This window comes from Armatimonadota bacterium (genome assembly GCA_035527535.1).
Classification (GTDB): Bacteria; Armatimonadota; Hebobacteria.
Window position 1 is genome coordinate 24,670 of the sequence record DATLAK010000012.1, and the last position, 13,121, is coordinate 37,790.

Consider the following 13,121-nt stretch of genomic DNA (forward strand, 5'->3'; position numbering starts at 1 on the left):
GCTTGGGCTCCGGGTTGTGCTTGAGCGGCGGTAATTAAGTCGACTGTCCCCGGAATTATGAGCGGCAAAGGCTTCGGCGCGGACGAGATGAGCGTGGTGCTTGCGCACTTCCTCGAGCAGGAGCTGCGGGCCCGGCCGCGGGAGATCGGGGAGCTGATGCGGCGAGCCCCCCCGCGCGCCCACGAGCAGCTCGCCCGGCTCCTGGTTTCGCGCTCGGGGGAGCTCAGCGCTCGCATCCCCGCGGCGAGCGGGACCAGCCTGCGCCTCCTCTTCGCCGACGCGGGCTACCTGGCCCGGGTCGCCGAGATGGCGTGGCAGCGACTGCGGGCCGGCGCCGATGCCCCGGCCTTGCGCATCGCCCCCCAACCCCTGGACGCCTCGGCGGTCTCCACCCTGCTCGCCGGCCGCACCAACCTCGCGCTGATCTTCGCCGCCGAGGCGGTTTGCCTCCAGGACACGCTCGAGACTCTCCACGCTGACGAGCGCCGCTGGCGCGAACGAGAGGAGATGACGGCCGAGAGCCGCGCCCCCGGCATCAATCTCCTTGCCGTCCACGCCGAGTGGCTCATGCCCGGCGGAGCGACCCGCCGCGCCCTGGTGGTGGACCATGGCGGAATGGCCAACGAGGTCATGTTCGATTCGCCGGTGCCCATCCACGCGGCGGAAGTCCTGCACTTGCCCACCGATGGCGAACAGGAGCTTCACCGCGAGCTCTCCCGGTATTGCGCCGAGAACCATATCCTTGAAATCAACCCCTACCCCGCGGCCGAGCGCGCGGACGACAAGTTCCGGGCGCACACGCTGTGGCGCCAACGCGGCGTAACCACGCCGCAGTCGTGGCTCTTCGCGCGATCACTATCGCCCGGGGAAGTCGCCGCATCGCTGCGGGGCGTCCTGGCGCAGATGGGGGCCCGCGGGCGCCGGCAGGCCCTCTACCTGCAGCCGAACCGCGGCACCGAGGGGCAGGGGGTCGCCCGCGTCGAGGCTGCCGCGCCCGACCTCGAGCGGCTGGGCAGTGCGCATCCCGCGGTCGCCGCCATCGGTCGCCTGGGCGCGGTAGATGATGCGCTCGTGCGCGAAGAGCGGGGCGACACTCGATTTCGCCACCCGGGGGACGGGGGGCTGCGCCGCATCGCCTTTCGGGTCAACGTGGGGTGGGACGGGAAGCGCTTCGTCGCGGAGTCGGGATTCGCCCAGGTGGCCGCCGACGAGACGGCCGACGCGGCCTCGCGCGGGCGCGGAGGAAGCATCGTCCCGGTGGCGGACGCCATGGCCTCGCTGTGGCGGCGCGGCGCGCGGGGTTGGAGGCTCGCGGCGCCCGCGGGGAGTGCCCTTCAACCAATGAAATGCGCCGCCGTCGCCGCCGCCGAAGCGCTCAACGCCGACTTGTGCGAGACCGCATTCCTGAAGCACCTGGGCATTGACATCGTCCTCGAGTCGCGGGGCGGGCGCTTGGCGCCGGTGGTGCTTGAAGCCAATGCGCGCCCGGCGGGATTGGCCCACGCCGCGGTTCTGGAAAGCCTCCCCGCAACCCCTGCGACATTCACCATCGGCACCGCCGTGTTCGGTTTCCTGAGCCGCATCCGAGGGCTCTGGCACCATGCCTGACCAACCGATCCCTTGCTCAGAGGCGCGATCCGCGGCGATGTCGGTCAGGTGGCACAAGGGGGATGATCGGCCTCGGCGAAGCCCGCTGCCGGCGCAAGCGGGGGGGGACCGGGCCTGGCGGGTGCCGGGGCGTCCATCACCGCCGCCCGGCGCCGCGGAGAGTTGAGCGACATGTTGAGCGACATCCGAAGCGGGTCGGCGAGCGCGTACGCGTGGTGGTTGATGCTGGTGGCGCTGATCGCCCTGCCGGTGGGCGGCTGCAAGCAACTGGTGGAGATAGATGAGCCGCACGAGATTGAGATCGGCCGCGACGCAGCGCGAAAACTGGAGGCCCAGTACGGCGTGTGGGATAACGCGGCGCAGACCTCCCGGGTGCGGCAGCTCGGGACCTCCATCGCGCGCAATACGCCGCGCCCAGGCCTGCCGTGGTCCTTCAAGCTCCTGAACGACCGGCAGATCAACGCCATGGCCCTGCCCGGAGGCTTCGTCTATGTGACGCGGGGGCTGATCGAGTCCGGCGCCGACGACCCGAAGCTGGCGGGGGTGCTGGGCCACGAGATCGCGCACGTGACCCAAAGGCACGCGGTCAAGATCATGGAGAAGGCGTTGACCGGCGGGGTGATCGTGGCCATCGTGACCAAGGACAGCAGCGCCGACACGCAGCTCGCCGCCGACATCGCGCTCGATCTCATCGTCCGCCAGGGGTACCGGGAGGAGGAGTACGACGCGGACCGGGTGGGGACCAGGTGGGCCTATGCCAGCCACCACCCGCCGCGAGGCCTGCTCGACTTCCTGAAGGACATCAGGGACCGGGAGGGCAGGGACCCGTCGCAATTGGAGACCTGGATCAGCACTCATCCGCCAACCTCCAAGCGGATTACGCGCTTGGAGGAGTTCATCCCCACGCTCACCACGAACCCAGCCGGGCGTCCTTGACACCCCCGGAAACGCTCTGCTAGAATCGGCGCAGACGCGAGGCGGGGTCCGCCGTCCGTTCGGGCGGCGGACTGGCCCTGGGGGGTGTGAATGCCGAACACGCCCACCCCACGCGATCGCGGCACAGAGGTCCCCTTATGCACACCGACGCCGCCCTCACGCCCACCGGCCGCGACGTGCTCCTGTACGACACGACCCTGCGCGACGGGGCGCAGACGGAAGGCATATCGCTATCGGTGGAGGACCGGGTCAAGATCGCACGTCGGCTGGACGAGCTGGGCCTGGACTACATCGAGGGGGGATGGCCGGGAGCGCTGCCGGGCGATACCGCTTTCTTCGATCAAATGCGCCGGGAACCGTTGACGCGGGCGCGGCTGGTGGCGTTCGGCAGCACCCGTCGCCCGCGCGCCAAGGTTGAACAAGATCCCCAGGTGCAGGGTTTGCTCGAAGCCGGCACCTCCACCATCACCGTCTTCGGCAAGAGCTGGGACCTGCACGTCGAGGGCGCGCTACGCGCGACTCTGCAGCAGAACCTGGAGATGATCGAGGACACCGTCGCCTGCCTCAAGTCGCACGGGCGGCAGGTCTTCTTCGACGCCGAGCACTTCTTCGACGGCTACCAGCACAACCCCGACTACGCCCTGAGCACCCTGCGCGCGGCGCAGGGCGCGGGGGCGGACTGCATCGTGCTGTGCGACACCAACGGCGGCACGCTCCCGCACGAGCTGGAGTCCGGCGTGCGCGCGGCGCAGGCCGCGGTCAGCACCCCGCTCGGCATCCACGCCCACAACGACAGCGAGGTCGCGGTCGCCAACACGCTGGCGGCGGTGCGCCTGGGGGTCGCGCACGTGCAGGGGACGATCAACGGCTACGGCGAGCGCTGCGGCAACGCCAACCTGTGCTCGCTGATCCCGGCGCTGCAGCTCAAGCTCGATCGGCGCTGCCTGCCGCCGGAGAACCTGACGCGGCTCTACGAGGTCGCGCACTACGTGGCCGAGATCGCCAACCAGACCCCGGCGGAGCGCCAGCCCTATGTCGGCCGCAGCGCCTTCGCGCACAAGGCGGGGGTGCACGTGGACGCGGTGCTGAAGCGCCCCGGCGCCTACGAGCACATTGCCCCCGAGCTGGTGGGTAACCAGCGACGCCTGCTGGTGAGCGACCAGGCGGGCGCCAGCGCGGTCATCCACAAGGCGCGCGCGCTGGAGGTTGACCTCGACAAGGAGTCGCCGCAGACGCGGGTGCTGTTGCGGCGCGTCAAGGAGATGGAGCACGAGGGCTACCAGTTCGAGGGGGCGGAGGCGTCCTTCGACCTGCTGATGCGCAAGACGATGGGGATGTACCGCCAGCGATTCGAGCTGGGGGGCTTTCGCGTCATCGTGGAGAAGCGGGCGGCCGGCGACATCCTCTCGGAGGCGACGATCAAGGTCACGGTGGATGGCGTGCAGGAGCACACGGCGGCGGAGGGCGATGGGCCGGTGCACGCGCTCGACGGGGCGCTGCGCAAGGCGCTGGAGAAGTTCTACCCGCAGCTGCGCCAGATCAAGCTCACCGACTTCAAGGTGCGGGTGATCGCGGGGGCGGAGGGCACCGCGGCCAAGGTGCGAGTGCTGGTGGAGTCATCGGACGGCACCGACTCGTGGAGCACGGTGGGCGTGCACACCAACATCATCGAGGCAAGCTGGCAGGCGCTGGTTGACGCGCTGGAATATGGGCTGCTGCGGGGCGGGGAGAGGGGGAATCACAAGTAGGGGCGCCACGAGTGCGGCCCCGACCGGCGGGTGGGCGCCTGCAGCGCGCGAGGGGTCCAAGCTTCGCGCATCGCGCCCCGCGGTTGTGCCGCGGCGGGGATATGTGCTAGACTTAGGCGCCCGCGGCGCTCAGAGTGGAAATGAGATCGGGACGTAACGTTTTGCGCCATCATCTGTCTAAGATGATGGGCCGTCGTATGTGCGGGCGACCCGGCAATGGGAGTCGCGGTGGTTGGAGATAAGTCCAGGACGCCGGGCGGCGATGCGCCTGAGCGTCCGGGGATGGACGGCTTCGACCAGTTGTTCGCGCGCCATCAGCGAGACGTCTTCAACCTCATCTACCGCCTGGTGGGCGACTATGAGGACGCGGCCGATCTCACGTCCGAGACCTTTGTGCAGGCGCTGCGATCGTTCGATCGCTTTCGGGGGGAGGCCCAGCCCTACACCTGGCTCTACCGCATTGCCGTCAACCGGTGCAAGAACTACTACCGTCGGCGCGGGGTGCGCCGGCGCGTGGATGGCCCGTCACTGGACGAGCAGGCGGAGTCCGCGCCGGGAGGGGCTTCGCCTCCGCGCGAGATCGAGGACTGGAGCCGCGCGCCGCAGCGCCACGTGGAGCAGCGTGAGTTGCAGCAGGAGGTCGAGCGCGCTATCGCCGCGCTCAATCCCGACGCGCGCGTGGTGGTGATCCTGCGCGACCTGCGCGGGCTGAGCTATCAGGAGATCGCCGAGGTGGTGGGGGTTTCCGCGGAAGTCGTGAAAGCACGCCTGTTCCGGGCGCGCGCGGCGCTGCGCAAGCAGCTGGCGCCCTATCTGTCGCCGGAATCGTGAGCCGATTGGAGGGAGACTTGAGCATGGGCAAAGCCTTGGCCGTCTGTTGCCTGGCGACAGTGATGTGCGTCGCCGCGTGGGCGCAGGAGCCTCCTGCGCCTGCCGCCGCCCCGGACGCGGCGGCGACCGCCGTGCAGCCCGGGAGCGAGGGCGAGGCCGCGCCGCCGGCGGCGGCCGAAACGCCCGCCGCCGCGGAACCCGCGGCCGAAGAGCCGGGGCCGCCGATCGTCGCCATCGAGGTGCGCGGCACCGAGCACATCGCGGCCGACACCATTACCGCCGCCCTCAGCGCTCACATCGGCGATCCCTACAGCGACACGGTCGCGGCCGCGCAAGAAAAGGCGGTGCGGCAGCTAGGATGGTTCTACGACGTTTCGGTCACCAGCGAAGAAGCCGCGCAAGGCGTGCGCCTGGTGGTGAATGTCGTCGAGAACCCGGTTTACCAGGGCATCGTCATCGAGGGCAACACCGTCTTCAGCCAGCAGGAGCTTCTGGCGGTGATGCAGACCAAGCCGGGCGAAGTGGGCAACAACCGCGTGATCATCAGTGACATGGCGGTGATCGCCGACAAGTACCACGCCGCCGGCTACATCTTCGCGCAGATCGTGGACGTGGCCACCGACACCGCGACCGGCAACCTGGTGGTGACCCTGGTCGAGGGCAAAGTCGAGGAGGTGCGGGTCACCGGCAACCACAAGACCAAGACCTACGTCATCACGCGTGAGATGCGCACCAAACCTGGCGACATCCTCAACAACGGGCGCCTGCGGCGCGACCTCGACCGCCTCATCAACCTTGACATCTTCCAGGACGTCTCGGCGCAGCCGTCGGTCGGCAGCGCGCCGGGGCTGGTGGTGGCGACGGTCAACGTGGTGGAGAAGAAGACCGGGCTGGCGGCGGCGGGAGTGGGCTACAGTTCGGTGCAGAAGCTCGTCGGGTTCGTGGACCTGGCGGAGTCCAACCTCGGCGGCACCGCGCAGCAGGTGACGCTACGCACCGAGTTCGGCGGGCGCGACAGCTACGAGCTCGGCTATTTCAATCCGTGGACGGCTGCGCCCGCGACGAGCCTGCGCGTAGGGCTCTACCGTAAGATCATCCTGCGCGAGGCATTCAGCGAGAACCAGAGCTTCCTCTACGACGAGAAGCGCAGCGGCGGCAACGTCACCTGGAGCCGGCCGCTCGGCGACAGCGAAACCACGCGCATCTTCGCGACTCTGCGCGCCGATTCGGTGTCGGTGCGCCAGGCCCAGGACGCGGGATTGCCCGACATCATCGCGCTGCAGCGGGGCGAGGACGTGCGCAGCGTGGCGCTGGCCTTGCGCAACGACACGCGCAACATCGTCGCCAACCCCACCCGGGGCGGGCTCAACAGCCTCTCCGCGGAGTTCGCGGGATGGTTGGGCGGCACCAGCTTCAACAAGTTCGGGGCCGACGTCCGCCGCTACTTCCGCGCCGGGGGCAAGCGCATCTTCGCCGCACGGGTGCTGCTCGGCCTGACCTCGGGCAACCCGCCCTTCCTGGAGCAGTATCTGCTGGGGGGCGGCGAGACCCTGCGCGGCTACCGCAATGACCGCTTCCCCGGCACGCGTATGGCGTTGCTCAACACCGAGCTGCGCATGCCGATCCAAGAAAGCATCGCCGGCGTGCTGTTCGCGGACGTCGGCGACGCCTGGGGCGGCGCCTTCGCCCGCGACCTCGGCGACGCCGACTTCAAGGCGCACTTCGGCTATGGCGTCGGCGTGCGCCTGATCACCCCCATCGGCCCTATCCGCATAGACTACGGCATCGGCACCGAGGGCCAGGAGACGCATTTCAGCATCGGCCATGCATTCTAGTCAGGGCCGGCGGGACGTGATCGGCGCTTCCCTTACCGCGGAGCGCCGAGTTCGGACTACGAAAGGAGACGTGAATTGATCAAGCAAGCGGCGGCGGTCCTGATCGCCTGCGCTATGGTCGCGTCGCCGGCCGCCCCGGCGGCGCTGGCGCAGGAACGCGCGCCCCGTCTGGGCGTGGTTGACATGAGCAAGGTGTTTGACGGGTACAAGCAGTTCCAGGAATCGGAGAAGACCTACCAGGAGTTCATGCGCGCGCGCCAGGCCGAATTCGTCGAGCGCGCGAGCCTGCGCCTGCTGGGCGAGGACGAGCTCAAGGAATACCAGAACTTGAAGGCGGTGATCGCCCCCAGCGACGAGCAGAAGCAGCGCATGGAGCAACTCAAGGAGACGGCGCGGACGCGCGACATGGAGCTCAAGGGCCTGCAGGTCGTGTCCAACCCGACCGAGGAGAACAAGCGGCGCATGACCGAGCTCCAGGAGCTGGCGCGCAAGAGCGACGACGAACTCTCACAGCTCCAGAAGCGCATGGAGGAAGAAATCAGCCAGCGCAACAAGGAGCTCTCAGACAACCTCAATCACCAGATCGAGACGGCCCTGGCGGCGGTGGCGAAGGACAAGCAGATTGACGTGGTGCTGACCAAGGAGGTCGTGCTCTACGGCGGTCGCGACCTGACTCCGGACCTGCTGACCAAGCTCAACGCGACGGCGGCTCCGAGCCAGTAGAGCGCGACCGCCCCACGGGCGCGTCCAGCGGGTAGGCGGCGTGAGGTCATCCTGCGGCATCGTCAGATGGTGGGGGGGAGTGGCGCTGGTCGGCGTCGTGGTCGCCGCCGGTGCCGGCTGCGCATCCCCGCCGGCGCGGCCCCCGCGCGTCGGCTACGCGCGATTGGAGGCCCTGGTCCCCCTCCATCCGGGTTACGTGTCGATCGCGGAGCTGGAGCGATGGGCGCGAAGCGCCCGCACCGCGGCGCGAGAGGCCGGGCCTGCCCTGTCAACGCCCGCAGCTCTGAGCTTCCCGCCGCCCCGGGGCGGCGAGCTCGACCGGCCGCAGGCGCAGGCAGTGATCGGGCGCCTGGAGCAACTGCACGAGCAGGAACTGGCGCGCCTCGCGCAGCAACTGGAGCAGCGCGACCAAGCACAGCTCGCGCGCCGGGCGCGGGAGGCTGCGCGCGAGGCTGATGCGCTCGATGCGCAGCGGCGCATCGAGCTGCGGCGGGAGTTCGAGGATGGACGCCGACAGGTGCTGCTCGCATCGCGGGCCCAGGGGTTCGACCTGAGCGTGCGCGTCGCCGAGTTGCAGCGCGCGCTGGCGCAGGCCGGTCCGGGAACGGTACGCGCGGCGACCCAGGAGCAACTGCAGGCGGCCGAGACGCAGTTGAGCCAGGCATCGCGGAACCAGGCCGAGCGCATCGCCGTGCTGCAGCGGCGCTATGACGAGCAACTGGCGTCCCTGCGGCAGGCGGCGAACGCGCAGGTGGCGCGGGAGGTGGAGACGCTTCGCCAGTCGCTGGTGCGGCAGCGCGCGGAGGAGCTGGCCGCCGAGCGCGCTCGGGCCGCGGCCGGCCGGCGCCGGTTGACGGTGGAGGCGGCGCTGCCGGGTACGCAGGTCGCGGCGGTGGCGCCGGGGGCGCTGGGCGATGATCTCGGGCGCGCCGCCGACTTGCTGCACAGCGAGTCGCGGCGCTGGTCGCAGGATGAAATGCGCGATGCCGGGGAACTCGCTCGACGCCGGCAGGAACTGCTGGACTTCGTGAGGCAAGATACGCGCATGACGGCCGAGGCGCTGGCACGCGCCCGCAACTGGCGCATCGAGTGGGCGCCCCCCGGCGCCGGCCGCCGGGCGACGAGGGATGTGACCGCGCGCGCCGAAGAGTGGCTGCGCGCGTATTGGGGCGCATGAGGAGATGCCCGTGCCCGCACTGACTCTGGAGCAGCTGGCGCAGAAGCTGGGGGGCGAGGCGGTGGGCCCCGGCGAGCTGGTGATAGCGGGCGTGTCGAGCTACGAGAGCGCGGGCGGTTCCGACCTGGCCTTCGTGGACAGCCCGCGCCTGCTGCCGCTGGCCGAGCGCAGCCGTGCGGCTGCGCTCATCGTCCCGCGCGAGATCGTCTCCGCCGCCAAGCCCATCATCCGCGCTGACAACCCGCGCCTGGCGTTCGCCCAGGCGCTGGATCTGTTCTCCCCCCGGCGGCGGCCGCTCCCAGGGGTGCACCCGACGACGGTGATGGGCGCCGACGTTGAGATGGCGGAGGGAGTCTACGTCGGTCCCTACGTCGTGCTTGGCAGCGGCGTTCGGCTGGGACGCGGGGTTGAGCTGCACGCCCTGACCTTCATCGGCGACAACGTTGAGGTAGGCGCGGACACGGTGCTCTACCCCCGGGTTAGCGTCTATCACGACGTGCGCATCGGGGCGCGCTGCATCATCCACTCCGGCTGTGTCATCGGCGGCGACGGTTTCGGCTTCGTGCAGGGCGCCTGCGGGGAGCGCGTCAAGATGCCGCAGGTGGGAACGGTGCTCATCGAGGACGAAGTCGAGATCGGGGCCAATTGCGCTATTGACCGGGCCACCACCGATGCGACTACTATCGGCCGCGGCACCAAGATAGACAACCTGGTGCAGATCGGCCACAACGTCAATATCGGGCGCAACTGCATCATCGTCGCCCAGGTCGGCCTCTCCGGCAGCGTCCAGGTCGGGGACGGGGCGGTGCTCGCGGGCCAGGCTGGCGTGGCCGACCACGTCACCATCGGCGCCGGCGCGAAGCTGTGCGCGCAGACGGGCGCCACCGGCGACGTGCCGGCGGACACGGTGGTGTCCGGCTTTCCCGCGCGGCCGCACAAGGAGCGGCTCAAGATCGAGGCGAGCCTGCGCAAGCTGCCCGACGCGCTGGCGGAGCTGCGCGCTTTGCGCCGACGGGTGCAGGAACTGGAGGAGCGCCTGCAACGAGGCGACGCGCCCGACAGCGGCTGATCCACCGTCCGCTTCCTGCGCGAGCGGCCAGCGGCCCCGGCGAACAACCATGCGCCTTACATTCTGGGCAGCGGTCACCGCCCTGGCCGTGGCCGCGGTGGGCGGCATGTGGCTGACCTCGCGTCGCATCTCCCCACGCGAGCTGGCGCCCCTCGTCGCCCCCGACCTCCAGGTCAAGTTCGAGCACGTCACCGTGCGCGGCCGCGCGGGAGACGACCGCTGGTGGGAGCTGGAGGCGGAGAGCGTGGAGCTCACCAAAGACCAGCGTCTGACCCGGCTCGATGGTCTGCGCCACGCGAGCCTCTACTACCGGAAGCAGCGGCAGCTCACGGCGCGCGCGGCGTGGGCCCGGCTGCAGTCCCCGGCGGGTGACCTCGAGTTGGGCGGCGGCGTCGAGGTGGCCTCGCCCGCCGGGCTGGTGCTGCGCGCGGAGCTGCTGCGCTGGCAGGCGCGACCGGAGCGCCTCGATTCCGCCGGGCCGGTAACGATCACCATGGGCGACACGACGGTCACGGCGCCGCGGGCCTCCTACTCGGCGCGCACCCAGCAGATAGTATGCGACGGCGGCGTGCAGATCGCGCAGGGTCGCGACCGCCTGCGCGCAGATCGCCTCACCGCGGACCTGGTCGCGGAGACGTTGGAGCTCGCGGGCGGGGTGCGCATGCGAGCGCGAGTTGAAGAGGGTCGGGAGCTGGCGGAGGGCGCGGGGCTGCTGGGGGCGATGCCGAAGCTGCTGGAGAAGGCGCCAAGGGAGGGACGCTAGTGCGCGCGTGGTCATGGGCGGCGGCCGGGGTGCTGTTGGCGGTGATCGCCGCCAGTTGCCTCGATCGCGGGCCATCACACCGGGCCGATGCTCGACCGCAGGCGGCGGCCGCCACGACCACCGCCGAGCCTGCCCCCGGGGGCGGGACGGCCGCGGCTGCGCCCAAGCCGGAGCCCGCGAACAACACCACCCACGAGGTAGTGCTGGAGCATGCCGACCGCGTGCGCTACGACCACCCTACCAAGCAGTACGAACTGACGGGGGCGGTGGTCGTGCGCCACGAGGACGGCGTGCTGCGGGCGCAGACCATGCGCCTCAACCGCGAGACGAAAAAGGGCGACGCCAGCGGCGACCTGTCCTTCACCAATGGCCGGACCGTGGTGACCGCGCAGCGGCTGGAGATAGACTTCGATGCGCGCGAGGTCGTGTTCAAGGGCGAGGTGCGCCTGGTGACGCAGAAGCGGCCCGAGCCTAAGTCGGGGGCGGAAAAGCCGGCGGCGGCGCCCGCGGCGAAGGCCCCCGACGAACAGGAGCAGCCCTTCCGCGAGTACTGGAGCGACCACACCGAGATCAGGTGCCCGGAGCTGGTTTACAATTACCGCGACGACCGGGCGCTGGCGCGCGGAGGGGTTGCCGCGCGGCAGAAGGACCGCACCGGCCGCGCGGACGAAGCGGTGTACACCGACCAGGATGAGCTGCTGGTGCTGACCGGCAAGGTCGAAATGAAGGACGAGCGCGGCCAGACCTTCCGCGCCGACAAGATCACCGTGTCGGTGAAAGAAGACTGGCTGGAGGCGGAGGGCGGAGTGGCCAGCCGCCTGCTGGTGGAGCAGGAGAAAAGCCCGCCGCCGGCCGCTGAGCCCGCCCCCCCCACGCAGGAGCAGCCGGCGGAGACTACGTACGGTCCGTAGCCTCCGTCGCCCCCAGCCGACCTCCCCATGCGGGCTCTGCGGCCTGCCCGGCACACATGATCGGGGCAGGACTGACCACGATTACGGCGAACAACTGCGGTGGACGCCTGCCCGCGGCCGTCGCTCGTGGGCGCAGGCCGGCTGAGGGCCGAGCCGTGAAGACCGACGTGCGCATCGTGGAGATCGAGCCCCGCGTCGAGCAGGAGGCGTTCCGCACGCCGCTGGTGTCCGGTGCCGGGATCGTGCGCACACACACCCGCTTGACCGTGCGCGCGCGGGTGGAGAACGGCCTCGGGCATACCGCTGACGGATACGGCTGCACGCTGCTCGGCTACATGTGGGCCTACCCCAGTGACACCCTCGCCCCCGAAGAGCGCGACGCGGCGATGCGCGACGTGGCAACCGCGTTCTGCCGGAAGGCGGCGGCCTGCCGGGTGCAGGCTCATCCCATCGAGCTGTTCCTGGAGTTGAAGCCGGAGCTGCCGGTGATCGCGGCGGAGGTGAGTCGGCGCCACTCGGCGCCTTGCCACATGCCGACGCTGGCGACGCTGGTGTGCTCCTCGGCGGTGGACGCGGCGGTGCACGACGCCTTTGGCCGCGTCAACGATATCTGCGCCTACGACGGCTGCGGGCGCGAGTTCATGGCGCGCGACCTGGGCGCCTATCTGGGTCCGTCCTTTGATGGGTGCTATCCTGCGGACTACCTGCGCCGCGAGTACGTGCCCGAGCTGCCGGTCTTTCACCTGGTGGGGGCCGCCGACAAGCTCACTCACGCCGACCTGGGAGCGGAGGATCCCCGGGACGGCCTGCCCAACTGCCTGCAGGATTGGATCGAGCGCGACGGCGTCTTCTGCTTCAAGGTCGAGCTGCGCGGGCGCGACCTGGACTGGGACCTCGAGCGCCTGCAGCAGGTCGCGGCGACCGCGTCGCGCGGCGCCAGCGACTACAGCCTCAGCGCCGACGCCAACGAGATGTGCGAGGGTCCGGGCTACTGCGTCGAGCTGCTGCAACGACTGCAGGTGGATTGCCCTGACGCCTTCGCGCGCTTGCTCTATCTCGAGCAGCCCACGGAGCGCGACCTCACCGCCCGCCACTTCGACATGCACGAGCTGGCGGCGATCAAGCCGGTGATCGTGGACGAAAGCGTCACCGGCCCGGAGGAGTTGGAGCTGGCGCACCGGCTGGGGTGGTCGGGGGTCACGCTCAAGACCTGCAAGGGGCATTCGGCCTGCCTGCTCTACATCGCCCAGGCGGCGCAGGCGCGGATGCTCTACACGGTGCAGGACCTCGCCAATCCGGGGCTGGCGCTGGTGCACTCGGCGGGGCTGGCGGCGCGCAGCTTCCCGCTGCGGGGGGTGGAATACAGCGCGCGGCAGCTCGTCCCGTGGGCGGCGCCGGCGGTGCAGCGCGCGCACCAGGCGCTCTTTCGCGTGCGCGGCGGCCGCATCCAGACCGAAAGCCTATCCCCGGTCGGGCTGGGCTACGCCGATGCCGCGCTCGGTGCGCCCGCATGATACGGT

11 protein-coding genes are annotated in these 13,121 nt (G+C 70.2%); all 11 read left to right on the forward strand.

Translation table 11 applies throughout. The features are described 5' to 3' along the window. Positions 1–57 precede the first annotated feature (57 nt). The 11 genes from VM221_00505 (at position 58) to VM221_00555 (ending at position 13,115) form a co-directional block, all read left to right on the forward strand. Positions 58–1,608: a hypothetical protein gene (locus VM221_00505; GenBank protein ID HUT73299.1), complete on the forward strand. Its 1,551-nt coding sequence runs from the start codon at positions 58–60 to the stop codon at positions 1,606–1,608. A gap of 171 nt (positions 1,609–1,779) precedes the next feature. Further along, positions 1,780–2,544 (forward strand): M48 family metallopeptidase, encoded by a 765-nt coding sequence (locus VM221_00510; GenBank protein ID HUT73300.1) that lies wholly within the window; start codon positions 1,780–1,782, stop codon positions 2,542–2,544. Between the two features lie 137 nt (positions 2,545–2,681). Continuing rightward, on the forward strand, positions 2,682–4,292 hold the full coding sequence (gene cimA, locus VM221_00515) for a citramalate synthase (GenBank protein HUT73301.1): 1,611 nt from the start codon (positions 2,682–2,684) through the stop codon (positions 4,290–4,292). Between the two features lie 216 nt (positions 4,293–4,508). Continuing rightward, positions 4,509–5,123: a sigma-70 family RNA polymerase sigma factor gene (locus VM221_00520; GenBank protein HUT73302.1), complete on the forward strand. Its 615-nt coding sequence runs from the start codon at positions 4,509–4,511 to the stop codon at positions 5,121–5,123. Between the two features lie 23 nt (positions 5,124–5,146). Continuing rightward, the gene (locus tag VM221_00525; protein ID HUT73303.1) at positions 5,147–6,958 is read left to right on the forward strand and encodes a BamA/TamA family outer membrane protein; all 1,812 of its coding nucleotides are present in this window, start codon (positions 5,147–5,149) and stop codon (positions 6,956–6,958) included. 75 nt (positions 6,959–7,033) lie between these two features. Next, on the forward strand, positions 7,034–7,681 hold the full coding sequence (locus VM221_00530) for an OmpH family outer membrane protein (protein HUT73304.1): 648 nt from the start codon (positions 7,034–7,036) through the stop codon (positions 7,679–7,681). Between the two features lie 40 nt (positions 7,682–7,721). Further along, complete coding sequence (locus VM221_00535) at positions 7,722–8,858, forward strand: hypothetical protein (GenBank protein HUT73305.1); 1,137 nt, start codon at positions 7,722–7,724, stop codon at positions 8,856–8,858. 10 nt (positions 8,859–8,868) lie between these two features. Continuing rightward, positions 8,869–9,927, forward strand: a complete 1,059-nt coding sequence (lpxD, locus tag VM221_00540; protein ID HUT73306.1) for a UDP-3-O-(3-hydroxymyristoyl)glucosamine N-acyltransferase — start codon at positions 8,869–8,871, stop codon at positions 9,925–9,927. A gap of 49 nt (positions 9,928–9,976) precedes the next feature. Further along, the gene (gene lptC / locus VM221_00545; GenBank protein HUT73307.1) at positions 9,977–10,690 is read left to right on the forward strand and encodes an LPS export ABC transporter periplasmic protein LptC; all 714 of its coding nucleotides are present in this window, start codon (positions 9,977–9,979) and stop codon (positions 10,688–10,690) included. Further along, positions 10,690–11,601, forward strand: coding sequence for an LptA/OstA family protein (locus VM221_00550; protein ID HUT73308.1), 912 nt, complete (start codon positions 10,690–10,692; stop codon positions 11,599–11,601). The genes lptC and VM221_00550 overlap by 1 nt, the downstream gene beginning before the upstream one ends. 155 nt (positions 11,602–11,756) lie before the next feature. After that, on the forward strand, positions 11,757–13,115 hold the full coding sequence (locus VM221_00555; protein ID HUT73309.1) for an enolase C-terminal domain-like protein: 1,359 nt from the start codon (positions 11,757–11,759) through the stop codon (positions 13,113–13,115). Positions 13,116–13,121: the final 6 nt, after the last annotated feature.